Here is a 23600-nt window from a genome sequence, read left to right on the forward strand (position 1 = left end):
GGGCAATCTCTGCCGCCCTCGCCGGGTGCACGGGCGTCAGCTGACGGCTTCGACGACCGCCGCGCGCAGTTCGGGGATGCCCATGCCGTATTCACTCGAAGTCACGAGGATGTCGGGATGCGCGGCGGGGCGCTTGCGGGCCTCGGCCGCGGTACGCTCGGTGACCTCGACGAGTTCCGACGCCTTGATCTTGTCCGCCTTGGTCAGCACCATGCGATAGCTGACTGCAGCCTTGTCGAGCATCTCGAGGATCTCGCGGTCGACGTCCTTGATGCCGTGGCGCGAGTCGATCAGCACGAGCGCGCGCTTGAGCACGTCGCGGCCGCGAAGGAAGTCGTTGATCAGGAAGCGCCACTTCTTGACGACGTCCTTGGGCGCCTTGGCAAAGCCATAGCCGGGCATGTCGACGAGGCGGAAGGCGAGCGGCGCGCCGACCTCGAAGAAGTTCAGTTCCTGCGTGCGTCCGGGCGTGTTCGATGTACGCGCCATCGAATTGCGCCCGGTCAGCGCATTGAGCAGCGACGACTTGCCGACGTTCGACCGTCCGGCAAACGCCACCTCCGGCACCGACGCATCGGGCAGGAATTCGAGCGTCGGTGCCGATTTCAGGAAGCCGACATGACCGGCGAACAGCTTGCGCGCATGCTCGAGCTGCTCCGCGGTGAACGGCGCGTCGGTCTGCTCGAGGTCGGGACCCAGATTCGGGCCGGCGGTCGGAAGGTCGTTCACTTGGTCACCGGTGCTTGCAGGCCCGGATGTCGGGCGTAGAGGAGCTTCTGCTGAAGGATCGTCAGGCAGTTCGACGTGATCCAGTAGACCTGAAGACCGACGGCGAACGGCGCCATCACAAACATCAGCACCCAGGGCAGCAGCTTGAAGACCTGCTTCTGCGTGTCGTCCATCGGCGTCGGGTTCAGCTTGAACTGGAAGTACATGCTGATGCCGAGGATGATCGGGACAATGCCGATCGCGATCATGTGCGGCGGGGTGAACGGCAGCAGACCGAAAAGGTTGAGCGGCGTCAGCGGGTCGGGCGCGGACAGATCCTTGATCCACGCGACGAACGGCTGGTGACGCATTTCGATCGTTAGCATCAGCACCTTGTACAGCGCGTACATGATCGGGATCTGGAGCAGCGTCGGCGCACAGCCCGCGAGCGGGTTGACCTTCTCCGCCTTGTACAGCGCCATGACCTCCTGCTGCATGCGGACCTTGTCGTCCTTGTACTTCTCCTGCAGCGCCTTGGTCTTGGGCTGGACGGCGCGCATTGCGGCCATCGACTTGAACTGGCGCTGCGCGATCGGGAAGAGCAGGCCGCGGATCGTCACCGTCAGCAGGATGATCGCGACGCCGAAATTGCCGACCGTGCGGTACAGCCAGTCGAGATAATAGAAGATCGGCTTCTCGACGATCCGGAACCAGCCCCAGTCGATTGCATAATCGAGCTTGGCGACGCCGCCCGCCTGATCGGTATAGCGATCGAGCAGCCGGACCTCCTTCGCGCCCGCAAAGAAGCGCGACGTCTGGGTCACCGCCTGGCCGGGGGCGATGAGCTTGGGCTGCAGCGCGTAGTCGGCCTGATAGGCCTTGTTGGCGCCGGCACGGAACTGGCCGTCAAACGCCTGACCCTGATCGGGGACCAGCGCGGTCAGCCAGTATTTGTCGGTGAAGCCAAGCCAGCCGCCGGTGGTCGAAAACTTCTGCGGAGCCTCGTCGATGTCCTTGTAGTTCGGACGGTAATGCGCGCCGCCATTGTCGACCGACATCGGCCCAACGTGGATCGTCATCGACGACGGATCCTTCGAGATGCCGACACGGTTGACGAGGCCGTAGGTGGCGACGGGGACGGGCGCGGTGCCCGCGTTGAGGACGGTCTGGCGGACCGTGAACATGTAATCGCCGTCGACTGCGATCTGGATGCGGAAGCGCTGGCCCGTGGCGTTGGTTGCATCAAGCGTGACCGGAGTCGTGGGCGTCAGCGTCGTCGCGCCCGACGCGGTCCAGACGGCGTCGGCGGCAGGCGGGGCAAGCCCCTGCGCGCGCCAGCCGAAGCTCGCGAAATAGGCGTCGGGTGCACCGGCCGGTGAAAGCAGACGGATCGGCGGAGAATCCTTCGCGACGGTCTCGTCATAGCCCTTGAGAACGAGATCATCGATCCGCGCACCCTTCAGGTTGATCGAGCCGGACACCCGCGGGGTTTCGATACGGACGCGCGGCGTCTCGGCGATGACCGCGGCGCGATCGCGCACTGCGGCGGCACCGTCGGCGGCCGGATCGGCGGCGGGGTTCGCGACGGCCTTCGTCTTGCCGCCTTCGATTTTCGTCACCGGTGGATTGGCCGTCGGGAAGAACTTGCCCTGGATCATCGGCCATCCGAACAGGATGAGCGCCGCGATAACCGCGAACAGCACGAAATTCTGCTTGTCGTCTTTCACAGGGCGGCGTCTTTCAATTTCTCAGGCTTCAGCTCTGGGACTGGGTCGGGTCCGTACCCGCCCCAAGGATGGCAGCGCGCGATGCGCTTCGCCGCCAACCAGCCCCCCTTGCGCGCGCCATAGCGCCCAACGGCCTCGATTGCATAGGCGGAACAGGAAGGATCGTAGCGACAGCTAGACGGCAGGACCAGCGAAGGACCGAGTTGCCAGCCGCGCGCGACGAGGATGAGGAGGCGGGCTAGCACGATGCGGCCGGGACCAGTGCACCCCAAAACTGTTTCCCCGCGAAGGCGAGGATCGAGACTGGACTCCCGCCTTCGCGGGAGAACAAGAAGCGGTGCAAGATCGCGCCTTCGGCACAGCGCCATTCCAGACTGCGGACCATCCCGGCGTAGGCCGGGGCCCAGTTGGGGGACGCTAGTGACGAGTGGCTGCGGAGCATTAAAGGGGTTTTCCCACCTGGGCCCCGGCCTTTGCTGGGGTGGTGGTATCCACTGAAGCAGCAGCTGCTGCTTGCGGCGTTACCTTGCGAAAAGCCTTGCCGAGCTCGGTCCGCAAGAGCGCGTAATCGCGCTCGATGCCGCCATTGCGGCCGATCAGTACATGATCTGCGCCCGCGACACCGCGCTCCGCCAACAGCTCACGCGCCAAAGCCCGCAACCGCCGTTTCATGCGGTTCCGGACGACGGCGTTGCCGATCTTCTTGGTGACGGTGAAGCCGATTCGCATCGTCTCGTCACCGTCATCGCGGGGGCGCATGAGCAGGACGAATCCCGGCATCGGTGCGCGCTTCCCCGAATTCGCCGCGAGAAAATCGCGGCGTTTCGACATGATCGTCAGGCCGGCATCGCCGGCCGCAACGGTCAGGCCGACAGCTTCTTGCGACCGCGGGCGCGGCGGGCGTGGATCACTGCCCGGCCGCCGACCGTGGCCATCCGTGCGCGGAAGCCGTGACGGCGTGCACGTACCAGGTTGCTCGGCTGAAAGGTCCGCTTCATTGGTCATTCCCTAGGTCATCAAATAGAAAACGGCCGCCACGGGGACGGCCTTGATGGGTGGGCGCTTAGGCAAAGCGCGGTGACAAGTCAATTCACGCGCTCCGTCTTCGCCGAATCGCCTCGCTGCGAAACCGCGGCGGCACGATCGCGGGCATGCCGTCGCAACGCGCTGCGGCGGCGCATCATCCGGTCGACGAAATGACCGCCCCGCGGCCAGCGGCGTTTCAGCCGGCCCCAGCGTCGCCGTGCCCGTGGCGAGTTGCGCAGTACCAGGACCATGCCGCCGGCAAACACGAAGACCCCCGCCGGCCCGGGCACCGGTGTCAGCAGGGGGGCGGCAAGGATCATCATCCCGCCGCAAAATAGCTGGACGAGACGATAGGTCGAGGAGCGGACGGCGTTCACGCGAGGCATTTGGGACCGGTGTGTTAGGTTGGCAAGACGGCACCGTGCCGCTCGCCATTGCCCAATGGCCAAATCCGGTATGAATAGGGCGTGACGGTGGCGATCCGCCATGACGAGCGACGCGGCGGGGGATTTTCATGGCGGCGATCGTGTCGACAGTGGCATATCTGGGGCTGGAAGCGCGCGCCGTCGAAGTACAAGTCCAGCTGATTCCGGGACTTCCCGCCTTTAACCTCGTCGGGCTGGCGGACAAGGCGGTCGGCGAGAGCCGCGAGCGTGTCCGCGGCGCGATTGCGGGGATGGGGCTGGCATTGCCGCCGAAACGGATCGCGGTGAACCTGTCGCCGGCCGATCTGCCGAAAGAAGGATCGCATTTCGATCTTCCTGTCGCGCTCGCATTGCTGGCGGCGATGGGGGTGATCGATGCCGAAATGCTCGCCGATTATGTCGTCGTCGGCGAGCTCGGCCTCGATGCGCGCATCACCGCGTCGCCCGGTGTCCTGCTCGCCGCGCTGCATGCATCGAATGAGGGCAAGGGGCTGATATGCCCCGCGTCACAAGGATCGGAAGCGGCCTGGGCCGGGTCGATCGAGGTGGTCGCCGCGCCAGACCTGCTCGCGCTGATCAACCATTTCAAAGGCCATGGCCTGCTGCGCGCGCCGCAGCCTGGCGAGGTCGATGTCGCGCCGGCCGGGCCGGACCTTGCGCAGGTTCGCGGGCAGGAGACCGCCAAGCGCGCACTGGAAGTCGCTGCGGCGGGTGGGCATAATCTGTTGATGTGTGGGCCGCCGGGGTCGGGCAAATCGCTGATGGCTGCGTGCCTGCCGGGGATCCTGCCGCCGCTCGACCCCGCCGAGGCGCTCGAAGTGTCGATGGTCCAGTCAGTGGCAGGCACGTTGTCGGGGGGACGGCTGACTCGAACCCGGCCGTTCCGCAGCCCGCATCATTCGGCGTCGATGGCTGCGCTGACCGGGGGAGGGCTGAAGGTGAAGCCCGGGGAGGTCAGCCTGGCGCATCTAGGTGTGCTGTTCCTCGACGAATTGCCCGAGTTCCAGCGGGCGGTGCTCGATTCGCTGCGCCAGCCGCTCGAGACGGGAACGATCAGCGTCGCGCGCGCCAATGCGCATGTGACCTTCCCCGCGCGCGTCCAGCTGATCGCGGCGATGAACCCGTGTCGCTGCGGTCATCTCGGCGATGCCGGCCTCGCCTGTGCGCGGGCACCGCGCTGTGCCGCGGACTATCAGGCGAAGGTGTCGGGGCCGCTGCTCGACCGAATCGACCTGCACATCGATGTGGCAGCGGTCACGGCGGCGGATCTCGTCCTGCCCCAGGCCGGCGAGGGATCGGCAGCGGTGGCAGTGCGAGTGGCCGCCGCCCGCAGGGTGCAGACGGAGCGCTATCGTGATCATCCCGTGCGGACGAATGCCGAGGCGGACGGCCCGTTGCTCGAATCGGTCGCTACCCCCGATGCGCCGGGACAGCGTCTGCTCGTACAGGCGGCAGAGGCGATGCGGCTAACCGCGCGGGGTTATACCCGAATACTGCGCGTCGCGCGGACGATCGCGGATCTGGCCGGCGCCGATCATGTGGCGCGTATCCATGTCGCGGAAGCGCTGAGCTATCGCCGCCGTCCACCAACCAATTGACGCACATTTTCACATCTACAAGATACTTGATCTATGATAACAAACTAGTACTACTCATTCTGTTAATTGTTGTAGATTAACAATGACCTCACCGAGTTTGGAGTGAGGTGGCGTCGCGCCGGTTCTCATGCCCGTCCGGCCCCGACAGAGCGCGGTAAGGAGCGACAGTGACATTTATCGACCCCGCCCCATTCCGGGCTGCATCTCGCGCTCCAGCGGACGCGATCGCACCAGTCGAGACGGCAACCCGTGTGACGTGCGGTGCCTGTGGCACCGGCAGCATGCTCCCGTTCGACTTCACGATGGCGTTCCAGCCGATCGTCAACATCGCGACGGAGCGGGTCTGGGCCTATGAAGCGCTGGTTCGCGGCACCGACGGTGCGGGCGCGGGGGCGATCCTCGACAGGGTGTCGGGGGACATGATCTACGGGTTCGATCAGGCTTGCCGTGTGCGTGCCGTGGAGATGGCTGGCGCGCTGTTCACGCCGGGCGAGGACGTGAAGCTGTCGATCAATTTCATGCCGAACGCGGTCTATGAACCCAATGCCTGTATCCGGGCGACGCTGGGGGCAGCGGCGCGGGTCGGCTTCGACAAGCGCAACCTGATGTTCGAATTCACCGAGAACGAACGCATGCGCGACGTGCCGCATGTACGGCGGATCATCGAGGCGTACCGTGCACAAGGGTTCGTGACCGCGATCGACGATTTCGGCGCGGGCTATGCGGGGCTAGGGCTGCTTGCCGAACTCAATCCCGATGTCATCAAGATCGACATGGCATTGATCCGCGGGATCGACGGGTCCGCCGTGAAGCGGTCGATCGTCGCCGCGGTCATCGCATTGTGCGACGAACTTGGCATCATCCCGATCGCCGAGGGGATCGAGACTTCGGGCGAACTGGCGGCGTTGCGCGCGCTCGGGGTACGGTTGTGCCAGGGCTACCTGATCGCGCATCCCGCGATTGCACGCCTTCCGGTCCCCTTCGCGGACGCCGCAGAGGTGATCCACGCCTGACGGTCCGGTGCGGCCCGGGCGCGGTACCGGGCTGCGCCGATCCGCGTCGCCGCGGCGATGTCGTGACCGCCGGCGGAACGTCGCTGCGCACGGCGGGTTTAGCCGGCGTAACGATCAATATGATCCAGGGGGATTTGCGGTGACCATCTCGGATGTCCGTGCGACGCAACTCGCACGTCTCGGCTTCGCCGCGCGCGGGCTGGTTTATTGTCTGGTTGCCTGGTTTGCGGTCGATGCCGCAATGCGCGGCGGAACGATCGCCGACAATCAGGGTGCGATCGGATCGCTGGCGGACGAGCAGCTCGGTGCCGTCCTGCTGGCCGTCATTGCCGCGGGTCTGCTCGGCTATGCGGTATGGCGGCTGACCGAAGCGATCGCCGATCCGGAGCAGATCATGCGCGACGCCAAGGGCGCCTTGACCCGGATCGGGCACGTCGTCAGCGGGATCGCCCACCTCATCCTTGCCTGGAGTGCGGCACGTCTCGCCTGGCAACCAAGGACGGGCGGCGGCGGGCAGTCCCCGGGTGACGAGAGTGCCCGCGACTGGACCGGCTGGCTGCTGTCGGTGCCGTTCGGCCGCGTGCTGGTTGCCGTGGTCGCAATCGGTATCCTCACCGCGGCGGTGATGCAGGCGAAGAAAGCCTGGAAGGGCGATTTCGTCAAGGACCTGCACAATGACGGCTCGCTGCCTTCCTATGTCTGCACGATGGGGCGGCTGGGGTATGGCGCCCGCGCGGTCGTCTTCACGATCATCGCGGGCTTTTTCGCGGTCGCGGCATGGCAGGCGCATGCGACCGAAGCCGGCGGCATGGCCGACGCGCTGGCGATGCTGCAGGACCAGCCGGGGGGCAAATGGCTGTTGGCCGCGACGGGCGTCGGGCTGGGATTGTTCGGCGTCTACAGCTTTGTCGAAGCGCGCTTTCGCCGCGTTCAGGTTCGTCTGCCGGGCTGAAGATCGCGGCCTAAGGCGCGGGAATAGCGTGCGATCTCATTCGTTCGCTTGTGCACGTGACACATCGCGGGCAGGTTATGCCGATGAAACGCCTCCTGCCGCTGCTGCTGCTCACCGTCTCGGCCACTACCGCCGCCATCGCCGCTGATCCACGGCCGCCCATCCTGTCGCCGGACCGGATCAAGGCGGACGTCAAGACACTGAGCGCGGATGCATTCCACGGGCGCGGGCCTACTCAAGCGGGTGAGGCGGTCACGCTCGAATTCCTCGAGCGACGCTTCAAGCAACTCGGGCTGAAACCCATTGCCGGCGCCAGCTATCGGCAGCGTATGCCCCTGCTGCGCTGGACCCGCGATGCCGCAACCTTCACGCTGCATCTCGGCGATCAGTCGGTGCCATTACGGCCGGGGATCGAGATCGCGGCATCGTCGCGGATCGTCGGCACGACCGCGCTCGATCATGCCGATATCGTGTTTGTCGGCTATGGCGTGGTCGAGCCGAAGCTCGGCTATGATCCGTATCGCGGGGTCGATGTGCGCGGCAAGATCGTCGTCGCCCTGGCCGGCGATCCCGATGTCGAGGCGGGGCGCGACCTGGGATTCGGCGGACGCGCGTCGAGCCCTGCTGCGCGAACCAAGCTCACCGAGGCGCAGAAGCGCGGCGCTGCGGCGTTCCTGACGATCCACGAGACGTTCCCAGCCAGCTATCCCTGGCTGCAGATCGCGAACGGCGACGCGGTACCGGGCTATGCGCTCGACACCGGGACGGTGCCTGCGGCGTTCGGACTGCGCGGCAACCTGCGCAACGACATTGGAATCCGTCTGCTGCGGCAGGCGGGGCTGGATTATGCCGCGGCGAAGGCTGCGGCACAGCGCGCCGATTTCGCTGCGATCATGTTGAAGGGGGCGACCCTGTCGGCGCGGGTCGAAACAAGGATGGAACATGTCGCGAGCCACAATGTCGTCGGCGTTCTTCCGGGCACCGATCCCGCGGCGGGCAGCATTCTCTATGGCGCGCATTGGGATGCCTATGGGGAGAACGCGTTCGATCCGCCCGCGGACCGGATCCGCAACGGCGCGATCGACAACGGGACCGGCACCGCGACGCTACTCGAGATCGCGCACGCCTATGCCGGCGCCGCCCGGCCGCGGCGTTCCGTCGTGTTCGCGCTGTGGACTGCGGAAGAAAAGGGGCTGCTCGGCGCAAGCTGGTATGCCGACCACCCCGTCCTGCCGCTCGCGACGACCGCAGCACAGTTCAATCTCGACCCGCATGTCGTGCTGGGGCGGACGCGCGATCTCGAGCTGATCGGCGTCGGGCGAACGCCGATGGAGCGCGATCTCGAGCGGGTTGCGGCGGTGCAGGGGCTGCGGATCGTGCCCGAGGAGAATACCGAGGCGGGCTGGTATTACCGCTCGGACCATTATGCGCTCGCGCAGAAGGGCGTGCCGGGGGTGTATTTCCGCGCGGGCCGCGATCTCGTGACGGGCGGGACGAAGGCAGGCGAGGCGATGCGCGATCGGTTCAACGCACGATGCTATCACCAGACCTGCGACGAGTTCGACGCGCGCTGGGACATGACCGGCGCCGCGCAGGAGGGTAGCGTCGCCTATGCGCTGGGCCGCGAGGTCGCCGAGGGGACGGCATGGCCAGTCTGGAACGCGTCCGAGCCGTTCGCGGCGGAGCGCGACGCGACTCGGGCGGCGCGCAAATGACGGGCACGGCCGTGCCCAGGCCGAAGGGGGCGTTGGGCCCTGTGATAGTCATCAAGGCGGCGGGAAATATCGCGTCGTCCGGGCTTTATTCAGGCTAGGGCGATATTGCCCGTGCGACGCAGGACGCGATCGCTATAGGGACGCTATGCAAAGCCTTTCAAAGACAAAGACGAACGCCCCCTGGTTCGGCACGATGCTGAGCGGTGCCGCGGTGGTGGCCCTGTTGCTCCCGGTCGACGCCGTTTCGGCCCGAGCGGCGCAGGAGCAGCTGGTACCGCCGCAACTGTTCCAGACCCAGCCGCAAAGGCCCGTCGCCCCATCGGCCCCGCCGGCCAGCCAGCCTGCGCTTCCGGCCCAGGCGATGACGCCGCGGATGGCGGTGCCGCCGGTGGTGCCTACCGTTCGCATGCCGGTGCTGTCCGTTGCCCAGGTCAAGCAGCTGCAGAAGCTGCTTGCGTCGGACACGATGGGGCAGGGGCTCGCGTTCGCGCGGCCGGCGCTGGTGCTCGACGTCGACAATGACACATTGGTCCGCGAAGCGCTCGACCATGCCCGCGCCGTCCATGCCGGGCGGTTGTCCGAAGCGGACTTCCAGCGGGACTGGGGCATGCGCCCGCCCGCCTTCGATCCGCTGCCGGGCTTTGCCGACGCGGTGAAGCGTGACCGGATCGCCGCGTGGTTCGCCGCGTTGCCACCGCCCTATTCAGGGTATGACGGGCTCAAGGCCGGGCTCGAGCGCTATCGCGCGATCGCGGCGGCGGGCGGTTGGTCCATGCTGGCGAGTGGCCCGGATATGACGATCGGCGCGACGGGCCCACGCGTGACCGCGCTGCGCCAGCGCCTTGCGATCGAGGACAAGGACGTATCGGCCGGCGGCGACAGGTTCGACGCTGCGCTGCTCGAGGGGGTACGTCGCGCGCAGCGGCGCTACGGACTCAATCCGAGCGGGATCGTGTCGGGGCAGACGCTGGGTGCGCTGAACGTCTCGGCGACCGATCGCGTCCGCCAGATCATGGCGAACATGGAGCGCTGGCGCTGGCTGCCGCAGGAGCTGCCCAAGGATCGCATCCAGGTGAACATCGCCGCCGCGGTCCTGACGGTATTCGACGGCGACCGGCCGATCACTTCGATGCGCGCGGTCACCGGGCGCCCCGGCGACGAGACGCCAATGCTGACCTCGACGATCCATAGCGTCGTGATCAACCCGCCCTGGAACGTCCCGACCTCGATCGCGACGCGCGAACTGTGGCCGAAGGAAAAGGCCAATCCGGGATACCTGAAGCGCAATGGCTTCAAGGTGATCGGCGGCACGCGGCTGCAGCAGGCCGCTGGTACGCAGAGCGCGCTGGGGCGGTACAAGTTCGATTTCGACAATCCCTATTCGGTGTATCTGCACGACACCCCGTCACGCGCGAAGTTTGCGAGCTTCAGCCGTCTGGCGAGCCACGGGTGCGTCCGGCTCGAAAAGCCCGCCGAGCTTGCCAACCTCCTGCTCGCGGGTGATCCGCAATGGACCCCCGAGATGGTCGCGGCGACGGTCGACAAGGGCACGACGGTGCGGGCGCGGCTCAGCAAGCCCGTGTCGGTTTATCTCCTCTATTGGACGGCATTCGCCAGTGGTAACGGCCAGATGAACTTCCGCGCGGATCCCTATAGCTGGGATTCGACACTGGCCTCCAAGATCGAGGCACGGTCGGCGGCGCAGGCGATGGCAGCACGATGAGGGACATGACCATGACGACCAAGACACATGCGATCCGCTTCGCGCTCGGCGCGAGCCTGTTCGCGACCGCGCTCGGCGGCTGTTCCCCGTCCGAGCCGGACACCGCACCCGTGACCGAAAACAGCGCGTATGAGGAAGAGGCCCCGGCTGAAGCCGAAGCGCCGGCGGTGGTCGAGGAAGCGCCTGCGCCCGCCCCTGCAGAGGTGAAAGCCGAGGCACCGCCCGCTCCGGAAATCGCGCCGGACGTTCAGATGCAGGACGATGCCGATGCGACGGGAATGACTGCGCGCGTCCGCCGCGACGGCAGCAGCGCGAGCGAACCCGCCGATGACGTGCCCGCCACGAACGAGATGGAGCCGCAGTGAGGCTGATGCCGACCGGCGCCTATCAGCGCCGTATCCCGGCCGTGCTGGCGGCGCTGGCCACGCTGGTTCTGCCCATGTCGTCTGCGGTATCGACGGCGTCGCCCGCCGGGGTGGCGAGCCGCGCCGCGCCGGTTCCGCTGGCGGCGATTCCCGGGACGGCAATGGCGGTTCCGGCTTTGGCGGAACCGGTGCTCGCCGCGCCATCGCCGGCGGCGGCGCGGACGGTGTCGGCCATCCTGATCGATGCGCGCGATGGCCGGGTATTATATGCGCAAGGGGCCAATCTGGTCCGTCGACCCGCGTCGCTGACCAAGATGATGACGTTGTTCCTGGCGTTCGACGCGCTCGACGCGAACAAGCTGCAGCTGTCCGACACCGTCAAATTCTCGCGGGCCGCGGCGAACCAGCCGCCGTCACGGCTCGGTCTGCGGCCCGGTGCCGGGCTGACCGTCGGTGAAGCCATCCGGGCGATCGCGGTGAGTTCGGCCAATGACGTGGCGGTAGCGCTTTCCGAAAAACTGGGTGGCAGCGAAGCCGGCTTCGCGCGGCGGATGACTGCGAAGGCGCGGACGCTCGGCATGCGGCGCACGTTGTTCACCAACGTCACCGGATTGCCCGGCGCCAATCTCACGACCGCGACCGACATGGCCATGTTGTCCAAGGCACTGATCGACCAGCATGCGGATCGCTATGCCTATTTCAGCACCCGGTCGTTTCGCTGGGCGGGACGGCAGTTGCAGAACCACAATCACATGCTCGGCGCCTTTGACGGACTCGACGGCATCAAGACCGGCTATACGGTCGAGGCCGGGTTCAATCTGGCGGCATCGGCAAAGCGCGGCAACCGCCGACTGATCGCCGTCGTCCTGGGCGAGCGCACCGCGCGCTCACGCGATCGGCTGGTCGCGCAGATTCTCGAGCGCGGGTTCAACGGCGGCGAGGGCGCCCCGAGCTAATCTGTTACGGCTCAAGCCAGGGCACTCCGTACGCCACGGCGCACGGGGTGCCTGATTGGCGCGGGGGCGTCAGGTGCGTTCGATCAACTCGATCTCGGCCTCGACCTCGATCTCTTCATCCTCGCCGCCGTGCGTGCCGTCATCCTCTGGGATGATCAGGTCGACGGTCCAGTCATAGACCTTCTCGCGGTTTTCGCCCTGTACCCAGACGCGCACAGCGCCCTTGGTGATTTTTCCACCCATCTGCCCGACGAAGTCGGAGATGAGCGTCTCGGCGGCATCCTCGTGATCGGTCGCGCCGGAGATGCATGCGGACTGCATCTCCTCTTCGAAGTCGATCAACTGTGCCCAATATTGTTTCGCCATGTGTCGGTCCTCTTCGTGGGGCGCTGCGTGCGCCGGGTCAGCGTGCGATACCGCCCGCCGGGGTCGAGACCGGAGCGATTTGCCCCGACGCGGGCAGCAAGGCCAGCGCCGTCTTGTAGCAATCCTCGATATGCGCGTTGCCGACCAGCTTCATCGCGCCGAAGCTGATCGTGGCGGCGAAGGCAGAACCGACGAACGGTACATATTTGGCAAGCGATCCCGCCGCGACCCGCGCACCGACGCGCCGCAGCAGCGCCGCCACGACCCGCTTGGTGACCATGCGCCCGATCACGTTATTGCCCATGCTCGACGCCATCACCAGCACCTGCTGCGCGAGATGCGGCTCGAGCTTTTGCACCTGTTCGTGATCGAGCTGGAACATTTCGCTGATCTTCGGCAGCAGGGTGGTCAACAGGCCGACATCCGCGACCAGGTCGACGCCCGGAATCGGTACGACCGCGGCGCCCGCCGACATCAAGGATCGCCGGGTGACAAGCGACCGGCATTCGGCGCGGACCCGCTCCAGATCTTCGAGCCGTGTAATCATCGATGTCGATCTTTCCAAATGGTTGAATTGCGGCGCGATACCACAGGCTTTGCAACTGCGCGATGTCGCTTGTTCGCGGCCGTGTGCACGGCGTCGTGCCAACCCGGTGTGCTTTCCGGTGCGGAGATATAACCAACTTGGCATATTCAATTGACCGGCTGGGGTGGATGTCGGACTATAGGATCGCATTTGGGGCCGTCGGCACGCACGACTGACGGGGCGGCGCGCGAAATCACATCGATGCGCGCCTCGACGTTCCGGGGAGGGAGCAAGCCGTGGATTTCTCGGATTTCGAGCCGCATGCCGGTGGCGGGGTGACTGCGGAGGAGCGCGCGGTGCGGCTTGGCCCAAGCCTGTCGGGCACGAATCTCGAACGGGCGGGCGACTATAACCAGCGCGTCGTGCTCCAGGTCATCCGTCGAAATCCGGACATTACCCGGACCGAGATCGCGACGATGACCAACCTCACCGCGCCGACGATCGCGAATATCACGGGGCGCCTGTTCGAGGCTGATCTCATCGTCGATGCCGGGCGCCGCAAGGGCGGACGCGGCCAGCCGGCGGTGCGGTTGCGGATTAACCCCGATGGATGCTTCGCGATCGGGCTGAACATCGACCGTGATCACGTCACGCTCGTATCGCTCGATCTGGCAGGGCAGGTCCGGTCCCGGTTCACACAGCAGATCGCGTTCGCGATGCCCGACGACATCATTGGCATCGTCGGCAAGGAGATCGCCGAGATCCGGGGATCGGGCGTGCTGCGCGCAGACAGGATACTTGGCGTCGGCGTGGCACTGCCCGACGATCTGGGGCAGGTGGCGTTGCCGCATCGTCCGGCGGGCTATGAATGCTGGGGTGCTGTCGACCTCCAGGCGCTGCTCGCCGGTGTCGTTCCCTGGTCGGTCCATATCGACAATGACGCGGCGGCGGCGGCGATCGGCGAGGCGCAGTTCGGTGGCGGGCTCGACCATGCGAGCTTCTTCTACATTCTGGTCAGCGCAGGGCTTGGGGGCGGGGTCGTCATCGACGGATCCTATTATCGCGGCGCCGACGCCCGCAGCGGGGAGCTCGGCTTTCTGCCTCTGGCGGGCATGCCGGGACAGGTGCTTCAGGACGTGGTGTCCTTGTCCGCGCTCGCCGCGCGGCTTGAACAGGCTGGCTTGACTACGCCGTTCGACCCGGCGCTGGACGTTGCTGAACAGTTCGGTGCGACACTTGATGCATGGGTCGACGAGTGCGCGAGCGCGCTCGTGCCCGCGCTGACCGCCGTCAACTGCCTGATCAACCCGGCCGCGGTGCTGATCGGCGGACGTCTCCCCGACCTGGTGCTCGACCGACTGGCGTCGGAAACGACGCGCAAGCTGATCGCGGCGGCGCCGACGATCCCGGCGCGTGCACCGATCCGGCGCGCCACACTCTCGCGCGATGCGCCCGCCGTGGGCGCTGCGATCCTGCCGTTTCTCGACCGGATCCTGCCGTCGGACGCCATCCTGATTAAGGGCTGATTGTTAAAGCAAATTGACTTTATCTTTCTCGCGGGCAGGGTGCCTCCAAACCAAAGTCAGAGAGAGATGCAGTGATCCAGATCGGTATCGATGTCGGCGGCACGAAGATCGAGGCAGCGGCCCTTGACGCCGACGGCCAGTTCCTCGCCCGCGTGCGCAGCCCGAACCCGGGAAATTACGACGACGCCATCGGGACGATCGGCGAGCTGATCGCTCGCGCCGAGAGCGAGGCGGGCGCCATGGGCTCGATCGGGGTCGGTACGCCCGGATCGATCAGTCCGCGCGACGGGCTGATGCGCAACTCGAACGCCACCTTCCTCAACGGCCGCGCCTTTCGCGAGGATCTGGAGACTGCTCTCGGCCGTCAGGTCCGGATGGCCAATGACGCGAATTGCATGGCGCTGTCCGAGGCGGTCGACGGGGCGGCAGCGGGGGCGCGGTCCGCCTTTGCGGTGATCGTCGGGACCGGCGTCGGAGGCGGACTGGTCGTCGACGGGCACATCGTCGAGGGCGCGAACGGCATGGGCGGCGAATGGGGCCATGTTCCGCTTCCATGGATGACCGCGGCGGAATATCCCGGTCCGTCCTGCTGGTGCGGACAAAGCGGGTGCCTCGACATGCTGATATCGGGGACCGGTTTCCGGCAGGATCATGCCGCCCGGTCCGGGCAGATGCTCGACGGCGCCGCGATCGTCGAGGCCGCGCGACACGGCGAAGCCGACGCGGTCGCATCGCTCGACGCCTATGTCGATCGGCTTGGACGCGCGCTGGCGATGATCGCCAATATCGTCGACCCGGACGTCTTCGTGTTCGGCGGCGGCATGTCGAATGTCGAGGCGATCTACGCCCGGCTTCCCGCGGTGATCGATCGCTACAGCTTCGGTGGCGACTGGAAGGGGCAGGTGGTGCCGGCCCGTTGGGGTGATTCCTCGGGCGTGCGCGGCGCAGCGCGGTTGTGGCCGCGCTGAGCCTCCTGCGTCGGAGCCCGCGAGGCGCCTAGCCGGCTGACCGGCGGTGGGCCGTCATCCGGCTAGGGTGCGGTTAAATAGAGCGATGACCGCGTTCAGCGTCTGGGCGAACAGGGCGGGATCATAGCGTGGTCCCTCGTCACGGAGAAACGCGTGCTGGCCGTTGACCTCGAGCCAGCCATAATTGGCGCCGACCGCCTCCAGCCGTGCGCGGATCGTCTCGCGCGCGGCAAACGGGACATGCGGGTCCTGCCGCCCCCAGATGAACAGCGTTTCCGCCTTCAGCTCCTCCATGCGCGCCAGACTGTCATCCTGCTTGCCTTCACCCAGCGTGCCGCTGTGGATGTCGGTCGCGTAAAAGCACGCCGCTGCTGCGACGCGGGGATCGAGTGCGGCGCGGTAGGCAAGATGTCCCCCCAGGCAGACGCCCATCGTCGCGAGCCGCCCGGTACAGGCGGGGTGCGCAGCAAGGCCGTCGAGCGCTGCGACCGCATCCTCGTCAAAGGCGTGAACCGGTTTCGTGACCTTCAGCGCGTTGCCGCGATCGGTGCCGGCCGCGTCGTAGCGCAGCACCGTCCCGGGTTGCTCATACTCATGATAGACCTCGGGCACCGCGACGCAGAAGCCGTGACCGGCGACATAGGCAGCAAGCCGGCGGATCGGGTCCGTGACCTGGTAGATTTCCGAGAACAGCAGAACGCCGGGATAGCGTCCCTCGACCGCGGGGCGGAACAGGTGCGTGCGCATGACGCCGCCTTGTGACGGCATGGCGTCATCCGAAGGAGTGCCGCTGGCGATGCGAGGGATATCAATGAATTCGTCGCTGCGGATGATCATGGGGTAGGGGGCTGTCCTGCGGGGGAATGGGGAATGGTCAGCACGCTTTGTGCGCCGACCGGCTCAGCGCTTCTGACGTCGAAGCTGCCACCGAGCTGTCGCGCTAGCGTGGTGGCGATCTTCAGGCCGAGGCTCGTCGAGCCGCGCGTGTCGAATCCCTCGGGCAGTCCGGCGCCGTCGTCGGTCACGCAGAGCTGCAACCCGGTGGCGGTTTGGACGAGATCGACCCGGATGCTGCCATGATCGCGTCCCACCAGCCCATGCTCGATCGCGTTGGCGATCGCCTCCGCCATGATCAGCGCAACGGGGATCAGCGCGTCGGGGGGTAGCATGACGCCGGGCGGTGCGGAAACCGAGTGGACGATACCCGGATTGCCACCCGCCTCGATCACGTCGGCAGTCAGTTGATGGAGGAACTGGTCGAGCGCGATCAGCGATCCGCTGGTATCGTAAAGCTGCCGCTGGATCCGGCCGATCAGCGTGATCTTGGTCGCTGCATTGTCGAGTGCAAGAGCCGCGGCAGGGTCGGCGATACCGCGCTTTTGCAACGCGAGGACGGCCCCGATCATCTGGAGATTATTCGATACGCGGTGCTGCAATTCGCGGAACAGCACCTCGGTCCGATCAGCCAGCAGCCCGCTGCGCAGCGCAAGGTCGGCGTTGCGTTCGCGCTCGTCGCGCAGCCGGTGATTGGCCTGCTGCATCCAGTGGACCAGCGCGATGTCGACGGCAGCGACTGCGGCATAGAAGAGCAGTGCTACCGCGGTATCGACGCCGAGTGTGAACCCTTGGCGTGGCGCGATGAAATAATACCAGGCCAGCACACCGCACAGCAGCGCAGCCGCCGAACCGGGACCGCGCCCGAGCAGGAAGGACGAGATGATGACCGCCGGGAAGAAGGTCAGGAACGGAAAACCGGGCGGCAGCAGGTGATCGACGCCGATCCGGATCGCGCAGGCAGCGATGGAGAGGGCGACCGCAACGCCGTACGCGATGGCGCGGCGATCCCATAGCAGCGGCAGACGTTCGAGGAAACGGAGTGGGGTGGCGGTCACACGGGTGTCGTAACAGTGTAGCCCGCCGCTTCCAAATCTTGGATGCGGCGGGTGACACTCTGCGCGGCGATCAACGGGGTTTGACGAACTTGAGCGTCATCCGGTCGCTTTCGCCGATCGCGGCATAGCGCGCGCGGCCAACATCGCCCTCGGCGTAATTGGGCGGCAGGGTCCACACGCCCTTGGGATAGTCATGCGTATCCTTCGGGTTCGCATTCACCGCGCTCTCGCCTGCCAGCTTGAATCCTGCCTTGGTGGCATAGGCGATGACCGAAGACCGCTTCATATAGCCGCTCTTGCCTTCCTCGATCTTGCCCGACGCTTCGGGCAGATGGTGTTCGACAAGGCCAAGCGTGCCGCCGGGCTTGAGCATCGCGAACATCTGGTCGAACGCGGCCTGGGTCTGATCGGCGGCCCCGAACCGCCAGTTGTGCACGTTGCGGAAGGTCAGCACGACGTCCGCCGAGCCTGCGGGAACGGTCGGCTGGCCGGCGACTGCCGGGAACATGGCATAGCGCAGCGCGCGATAGGCTTCGGGCATCGCCTGGCGCTTGGCCCGGACAGCTGCGAGACCCTTCTCGCTCGGCGCAGCGGCATAAAGCGTGCCGCGGGCCGCGAGATAGGGCGCAAGGATCTCGGTATACCAGCCGCCGCTGGGCCAGATCTCGACGATCGTGTCACCAGGCTTCACACCGAAAAACGCCAGCGTCTGGGCGGGGTGGCGGAAAGCGTCGCGCGCGATCGTCGCGGGCGTTCGCGTCCCGGCTTTGGTTGCCGCGACCAGGGCGGCGCTCGGCGCGGGATCGGGTGCGGCATATGCCGCTGTGGCGGCCGACAGGCCGGCAGCGATAACCAAGGCAAGGCGCGTCATAGGACCTCCAGTCAGAAGCCAGCAACATAGCGCCCTAATCTGACGGGCCGCAACCCGCCTACAGTCTCGGTCTCCCCTGACCATTTGCGAGAGCTCGCAGCGGCCAGCAGATAAGGTTTGAAGTAAAGATGCGCCGGGCCGACGAGACTTTCGCCGGCCCGGCCTCGGCATCAGTCCGCGCGGGGCTGAGCCGGCGTGAACCCGCCATCCTCGTCCATCACGCGCAGAATGCCGTCGTCGATCGCAAACACCGCGCCGCGGATCTCGAGATCGCCGGCAGCCTCTGCATCGCGGACGAACGGGAAGGTCCGCAGATTTTCAATCGACGTCCGAACGGCAGCCTGCTCCATCGCCTCGCGAGCCTCTTCAGACTTCAGATCGGCATGATCCTTGGCGACGGACTCGCGTGCGCCATCGAGCAGATGCACCCAGTCACTGATGAAGCCACCCTGGCCGCGCTCTGCCTTGTCGAACGTGCCTGCGAGCGCCGCCTTGCAGCCGCCGCACTGGCCATGGCCGAGTACGACGATCTCGCCGACCTTGAGCTGCGTGACCGCAAATTCCACCGCGGCAGAAACGCCGTGATAGCCGCCACCCGTCTCGAACGGCGGAACAAGGTTGGCGACGTTGCGGACGACGAACATCTCACCAGGCAACGTGTCGAAGATCTGCGCGGGTTCGACCCGGCTGTCCGAACAGGCGATCACCATGACGCGCGGTTCCTGTCCGACTTTCAATTTCTCCCAACGGTCATGCTGGCGGCGCCAGTCAGACGTCCGAAACCGCTGGTATCCATCTACAAGATCGGCAAAATCAGTCATTGTGTATCGTCTCCCGGGATACGGCCAAAACGGCCAATTTCAGAAACCCCTTGTCATGCGAGCGGTTCCCCGGGAAGCCCGCAACACTGCCGATCCTGCGATAGGGCGAGCGATCTGCCCCGCGAGTGGCGCAGGTGCGGGGGAATCGTAGGCACGCCCCCCACACGGATGAATTGCGCGACCATGGGGTTGGTCAGGCCCTATGCCATGGGCAGGGGCTCCGGCGCCATGGACAGGGCGCTGCCGCGCGCAGCATCTCGCAGCGCGGATGTTCCGCGCTCGCCTGATCAGCGCTTACGCTAGGGGTGGTAGCGCCATCCGCTGTGCGCGAACCGCATGGCTCGTTGAATGCCCCAAATATCCTACTTTGGTATGGAATGTTGCCCTTATTTGCACGTCGCCAGCGAATACTACTCGAGCCTAAGTGAGTATTCGATCCGTTGCGGTCGGCCCTGGCGTGGGCTTCCGGGGTCATGATGCGCTAGCGCCTGTCAGTAAGCGCGGGTAAGTCCCTCGCAAGGTGGCAGAATGTGCCTTTGATCCGCGCCTCACACCATCTTTGGAGGCGTGGAGTATATTGGAAAATTGATGCGCTGACGCGTCTTGCCTTGTCGAACGGACTTGGCCCGGGTCTCGCTGGCGTCAGGTCCGCAGCCACGGGGGCAACCGCCGGACTGAAATGCGTCCCTCTCAGAATTGGTAATAAAAAGGTAATTTTCGCATTAGATTCGGAAAATGAATTTGATATAGGTAGCGGCGCCTAGACATCGACCTGGCTACCAAAAGAATACCGGGCGATTCGCGGGATTTACGGGTGCAGGCATGGGCTGCATCGGGATGGCGCGATGGCGCCTATGAAAAGGGGCTTTGACCAATGGTTTTTCCTAAGCAGATGTTGCTCGCATCCACCGCCGTGGTCGCCAGCGCGATCGCCGGACTGATCGCGCCTGCGGGCGCACAGACCGCGCCGTCATCCGCCCCGCCAGCCGCCGCCGAGCAGCCCGTATCCGCTCAGACACCTCCCACGCAGGCCGCCCCCTCGGGGGACGCGGACAGCGACATCGTTGTCACCGGTATCCGCGGTAGTCTGCGCAGCGCGATCGCGGTCAAGCGCGAGGCCAATGCCGTGGTCGACGTGATCAGCGCCGAAGCGATCGGCAAGTTTCCCGACCGCAACGTCGCCGAATCGCTGTCGCACATCCCGGGCGTGAGCATCGACCGGCGCTTTGGCGAGGGCGAGAAGGTCGCCATCCTTGGTACCGATCCCGCACTGAACCGGATGCTGCTCGACGGTCATGCGCTCGCGTCGGCGGATTGGGGCGGCAACGACAATGACCCCTCGAGCCGCACCTTCAACTATTCGTTGCTCGCGCCCGAACTCGTCGACCGGCTCGAGGTGTACAAGTCGCCCGAACCGCGGATCGAGGAGGGCAGCCTCGGGGGCACCGTCATCGTCCGCACCCGCCGGCCGCTCGAGCTAAAGGCCAATTCGATCTTCGCGTCGGGCGGGTATTCGTACAACGACCGTTCGGACAAGGGCAATGTCCGCGGTTCGGGGCTGTACAGCTGGAAGAACGATGCGGAGACGTTCGGTGTGCTGGTGGCCGCGACCTATGACAAGCAGAGCCTGACGCGCGCCGGCGTGGAATTCTTCGGCTATGACAATGCCGCGGCGAATGCGGACGGCACCTATAATAGCCCGTTCGTCAACCGCGCGCAGGACGGCACGCTCAGCCTGAAGAGCCCGGGTGCGACCATCACTGGCGGAACGATTGCGGATCTCTACAAGGCCGCGTCGCCGTTCGGCATCAACTATGCCTATTTCCAGCAGACGCGCGAGCGCAAGAGCGTGTCAGGCACTGTGCAGTACCGCCCCAGCTCGGAGCTGACGCTGACGCTCAACGGTTTGCACATCAACGGCAATTACGACAATTACAGCCAGTCGATGTACACCATTCCCGGGGCCTGGACGGGCAACGTGCTGCAGTCCGCCAATATCAGTAACGGGGTCGTCAACGCCGCGACCTTCGGTGCCGCCACGAGCCAGAGTGCGCAGCTCGACACGCTCGTCCGTAAGACCAAGCTGACCACCGACAATCTCAACTTGTTCGCGGATTGGGAAGGCGATGACGGCGCCAAGGTGTCGTTCGCGGGTGGCTGGAGCCGGGCGAGGGGCGGGCGCAATCCCGAATATCTGTTCAACGTGCAGACCAGACTGCCGTTCAGCTATGCCTTCACCAACGATACGGCGACGGTCAATTTCACCGGCGATCCGACCAACCCCGCAAACTACTTCACCAACCCGAACAACAATCCGGCACAGATCGAGGGCAGCCCGGTGCTGGTCGGCGGCACGCAGTTGAACGCCGCGCAGATCGGCGGACTCGATTACAGCGTGACGACCGATCGCGACATCTTCGGCGGCTATGATGCGACGATCCCGGTGTCGTTCGGGCCATTCACGCAGCTGATGCTCGGCGCACGCGTCACCGACCATGTCAACCGCATCGACGGTCGCGGCATCAACACCTATCTCACCACGTCGCAGCTTGCATCGCAGCTCAACGTGCCGACCGCGTCGACTCCGGACGGCACATTCAGCGGCAGCGGTGGGCTCGGCAACGCGACGCAGTATCTGAACCTGTCCGAACAGTCGGTGATCGATATCCTGGCGAATGCGATCAATTCGCCGCTGATCCGCAAGATCGGCGCGTCGACCCGCGTCAAGGAAACCGTCGCGGCGAGCTATGCGCAGCTCAATTTCGAGCAGAGCGGCTTTCGCGGTAATATCGGTGGCCGGCTGGTCTATACCAAGGACGTGTCGGACTATGCGCTGACGCTATCGACCGCGGCCAACCCCAACCCCGTGCCGACCCCGACGACGACCTCGACCGACTATCTGAAGTTCCTGCCGAGCTTCAACATCGCCTATGAGGCGAGTTCGTCGCTCATCTTCCGCGGTGCGGTTGCCAAGGTGATCTCGCGGCCACGCTATCAGGATCTGGCGGCGTCGATCTCGCAGAACGATACAACGCGCGATGCGGGTGGCGGCAATCCCAATCTGAAGCCGTATGAGTCGACCAATTACGAGCTGACCGCGGAATTCTACCCGCGTCCGGGCAGCCTGCTCGCGGTCGAGGCCTTCCGTCGCGACATCAGCAACTACATCATCACCACCCGGACCGAGGGGGTGACTTTGTTCAATTCGCTGACCGGGCGGCTGGAGAACAATTACAGCGTTTCGCAGCCGATCAACGGCGGCAAGGCGAAGGTGAACGGCATCCTCGTGTCCGGGCAGAGCGAGATCTGGGGCGGGTTCGGGCTCCAGGCGAATTATACCTATCAGGACAGCACGACCTCCTCGACCGACGCGTCGGGCGCCGATCTCAACCTTCCCTATTTGTCGAAGCACACCGTCAACGTGATCCCCTATTTCGAAAGCGGACCGTTCCAGGCGCGGTTGAGCTACAATTACCGGACGAAGTATTTCCGCACGATTGGCCGTCTCGGCTCGCGCGAAATGGTCGCCGCGTATAACCAGCTCGATCTGTCGGCAGGGTTCAATTTGACCAAGCAGGTCACGCTGTCGCTCAACGCGCAGAACCTGCTCGACGAGACCTATCGCCAGTATAACGCGACGCCCGATCGGCCCACGGCTTTCTACAAGAACGGGCGGACCTATGTCGCGTCGCTGTCCTTCCGCCTGTAGGTCTGGCGACCGCTAGATAGGCCGCGTCTAGTCTCGCCCGCCCAGAGACCGCCTGTCTGCAGACGGCTCTGTGGCGAGCGGGCGTTCATGGCTTAACGGGGTGGCGTGGCACGCTGGAGCGGTAACGCCGCCTTAGCTGGACCTCTATGAAGAAGCAGACCACCACCCGGGCCGCTGTTCAGCCAAGGGCCGCACTATCACGAGGTACCGGGCTCCTTGGACAGTTGGAGATAGGCGGGGTCGAACGCGGCCAGATCGACCAGCGCCGGCCAGTCGTGGATCGTCAGGCGTCGGGCCTCGAGCGACAGCAAGCCGTCACGGCGCAGCTCTTGAAGCGCACGATTGGTGTGGATGGACGTCAGCGCACAGGCATCCCCCAGATGAAACTGGGTCAACGGCAGCGCACAGCTGCCGTCCTGCACCAGCCCAACCCGGTCCATTCGCAGATATAGCTCGCACAACAGATGTGCGATTCGCTGTTTGGCACTGCGTTGCCCGACATTGAGCGTCCAGGCGCGCTGGATCGCGGCGGCGGTCAGCGATTCCCACCACAGGGCCTGCGTCAGGGGCGGGTGGTCGATGGCAAGCACGGCTAGCATCGGGGCATCGACCACCGCAACGCGTGCAGGGGTGATCGCGGCGATCGTCTGGTCCATCCCCGCCAGCAGGAAGACGTCGAAGTCACAGACATCGCCCGGAAGATAAAAGGCGAC

23 protein-coding genes (1 of these 23 running past the window's edge) are annotated in these 23600 nt (G+C 65.6%); 10 read left to right on the forward strand and 13 right to left on the reverse strand.

From position 1 onward, the window contains the following. Positions 1-36: 36 nt before the first annotated feature. The 6 genes from yihA to NEF64_RS07435 all read right to left on the reverse strand — a co-directional run bounded on the left by yihA (position 37) and on the right by NEF64_RS07435 (position 3838). Positions 37-699, reverse strand: coding sequence for a ribosome biogenesis GTP-binding protein YihA/YsxC (yihA, locus tag NEF64_RS07410; protein WP_056406469.1), 663 nt, complete (start codon positions 697-699; stop codon positions 37-39). 26 nt (positions 700-725) lie between these two features. After that, positions 726-2435, reverse strand: coding sequence for a membrane protein insertase YidC (gene yidC, locus NEF64_RS07415; RefSeq protein ID WP_056406343.1), 1710 nt, complete (start codon positions 2433-2435; stop codon positions 726-728). Further along, a complete protein-coding gene (yidD, locus tag NEF64_RS07420; RefSeq protein ID WP_081874402.1) occupies positions 2432-2680 on the reverse strand; it encodes a membrane protein insertion efficiency factor YidD in 249 nt (82 codons plus the stop codon). The genes yidC and yidD overlap by 4 nt, the downstream gene beginning before the upstream one ends. Before the next feature lie 196 nt (positions 2681-2876). Then, positions 2877-3266 carry a ribonuclease P protein component gene (gene rnpA, locus NEF64_RS07425; RefSeq protein WP_056406345.1) on the reverse strand — a complete coding sequence of 130 codons (390 nt, stop codon included), beginning with the start codon at positions 3264-3266 and terminating at the stop codon, positions 2877-2879. 32 nt (positions 3267-3298) lie between these two features. After that, the gene (rpmH, locus tag NEF64_RS07430; protein WP_031393806.1) at positions 3299-3433 is read right to left on the reverse strand and encodes a 50S ribosomal protein L34; all 135 of its coding nucleotides are present in this window, start codon (positions 3431-3433) and stop codon (positions 3299-3301) included. Positions 3434-3520: 87 nt separating this feature from the next. After that, positions 3521-3838 carry a hypothetical protein gene (locus tag NEF64_RS07435; protein WP_235516367.1) on the reverse strand — a complete coding sequence of 106 codons (318 nt, stop codon included), beginning with the start codon at positions 3836-3838 and terminating at the stop codon, positions 3521-3523. Positions 3839-3975: 137 nt separating this feature from the next. Here NEF64_RS07435 and NEF64_RS07440 point away from each other — a divergent pair, with 137 nt between their 5' ends. The 7 genes from NEF64_RS07440 (at position 3976) to NEF64_RS07470 (ending at position 12208) form a co-directional block, all read left to right on the forward strand. Then, positions 3976-5484, forward strand: coding sequence for a YifB family Mg chelatase-like AAA ATPase (locus tag NEF64_RS07440; RefSeq protein ID WP_056406349.1), 1509 nt, complete (start codon positions 3976-3978; stop codon positions 5482-5484). 167 nt (positions 5485-5651) lie between these two features. After that, entirely contained in the window at positions 5652-6497 is an 846-nt protein-coding gene (locus NEF64_RS07445; protein ID WP_320466491.1) for an EAL domain-containing protein, read from the forward strand. Positions 6498-6636: 139 nt separating this feature from the next. Then, entirely contained in the window at positions 6637-7449 is an 813-nt protein-coding gene (locus NEF64_RS07450; protein WP_031441669.1) for a DUF1206 domain-containing protein, read from the forward strand. Between the two features lie 83 nt (positions 7450-7532). Further along, complete coding sequence (locus tag NEF64_RS07455) at positions 7533-9164, forward strand: M28 family peptidase (protein ID WP_056406473.1); 1632 nt, start codon at positions 7533-7535, stop codon at positions 9162-9164. Positions 9165-9309: 145 nt separating this feature from the next. Then, positions 9310-10887, forward strand: a complete 1578-nt coding sequence (locus tag NEF64_RS07460) for a L,D-transpeptidase family protein (protein WP_234387776.1) — start codon at positions 9310-9312, stop codon at positions 10885-10887. Between the two features lie 11 nt (positions 10888-10898). Next, positions 10899-11252: a hypothetical protein gene (locus NEF64_RS07465; protein WP_082446833.1), complete on the forward strand. Its 354-nt coding sequence runs from the start codon at positions 10899-10901 to the stop codon at positions 11250-11252. A gap of 5 nt (positions 11253-11257) precedes the next feature. Beyond that, entirely contained in the window at positions 11258-12208 is a 951-nt protein-coding gene (locus NEF64_RS07470) for a D-alanyl-D-alanine carboxypeptidase family protein (RefSeq protein WP_234387781.1), read from the forward strand. 69 nt (positions 12209-12277) lie between these two features. Here NEF64_RS07470 and NEF64_RS07475 read toward each other — a convergent pair whose 3' ends face one another. Continuing rightward, a complete protein-coding gene (locus NEF64_RS07475; RefSeq protein WP_252574737.1) occupies positions 12278-12574 on the reverse strand; it encodes a hypothetical protein in 297 nt (98 codons plus the stop codon). A gap of 37 nt (positions 12575-12611) precedes the next feature. Then, on the reverse strand, positions 12612-13121 hold the full coding sequence (locus NEF64_RS07480) for a DUF697 domain-containing protein (protein WP_051916327.1): 510 nt from the start codon (positions 13119-13121) through the stop codon (positions 12612-12614). A gap of 275 nt (positions 13122-13396) precedes the next feature. Here NEF64_RS07480 and NEF64_RS07485 point away from each other — a divergent pair, with 275 nt between their 5' ends. Both NEF64_RS07485 and NEF64_RS07490 read left to right on the forward strand, forming a co-directional pair. Next, on the forward strand, positions 13397-14626 hold the full coding sequence (locus NEF64_RS07485) for an ROK family transcriptional regulator (protein ID WP_043156719.1): 1230 nt from the start codon (positions 13397-13399) through the stop codon (positions 14624-14626). Between the two features lie 71 nt (positions 14627-14697). After that, positions 14698-15594, forward strand: coding sequence for an ROK family protein (locus NEF64_RS07490; RefSeq protein ID WP_031393814.1), 897 nt, complete (start codon positions 14698-14700; stop codon positions 15592-15594). Positions 15595-15648: 54 nt separating this feature from the next. Here the strand turns inward: NEF64_RS07490 and NEF64_RS07495 are convergent, their stop codons facing one another. From NEF64_RS07495 to NEF64_RS07510, 4 genes are all read right to left on the reverse strand, one after another. Continuing rightward, positions 15649-16341, reverse strand: a complete 693-nt coding sequence (locus NEF64_RS07495) for a dienelactone hydrolase family protein (RefSeq protein ID WP_235516368.1) — start codon at positions 16339-16341, stop codon at positions 15649-15651. Between the two features lie 86 nt (positions 16342-16427). Continuing rightward, positions 16428-17486, reverse strand: coding sequence for a sensor histidine kinase (locus NEF64_RS07500; protein WP_056406353.1), 1059 nt, complete (start codon positions 17484-17486; stop codon positions 16428-16430). Between the two features lie 70 nt (positions 17487-17556). Next, positions 17557-18357: a class I SAM-dependent methyltransferase gene (locus NEF64_RS07505; protein WP_056406354.1), complete on the reverse strand. Its 801-nt coding sequence runs from the start codon at positions 18355-18357 to the stop codon at positions 17557-17559. A gap of 170 nt (positions 18358-18527) precedes the next feature. Further along, the gene (locus tag NEF64_RS07510; protein WP_031394264.1) at positions 18528-19178 is read right to left on the reverse strand and encodes a carbonic anhydrase; all 651 of its coding nucleotides are present in this window, start codon (positions 19176-19178) and stop codon (positions 18528-18530) included. 874 nt (positions 19179-20052) lie between these two features. Here NEF64_RS07510 and NEF64_RS07515 point away from each other — a divergent pair. Beyond that, entirely contained in the window at positions 20053-22887 is a 2835-nt protein-coding gene (locus tag NEF64_RS07515) for a TonB-dependent receptor (RefSeq protein ID WP_234387778.1), read from the forward strand. A gap of 197 nt (positions 22888-23084) precedes the next feature. On the opposite strand, the gene NEF64_RS07520 is transcribed toward NEF64_RS07515, so the two are convergent. Beyond that, positions 23085-23600 carry the 3' portion of a Crp/Fnr family transcriptional regulator gene (locus NEF64_RS07520; protein WP_051916314.1) on the reverse strand. It continues 288 nt past the right edge of the window, so only the last 516 of its 804 coding nucleotides appear in the window; the start codon falls outside the window, past its right edge; the stop codon is at positions 23085-23087.

Source organism: Sphingomonas aerolata (assembly GCF_023935825.1).
GTDB classification, from domain to species: Bacteria; Pseudomonadota; Alphaproteobacteria; order Sphingomonadales; family Sphingomonadaceae; genus Sphingomonas; species Sphingomonas aerolata.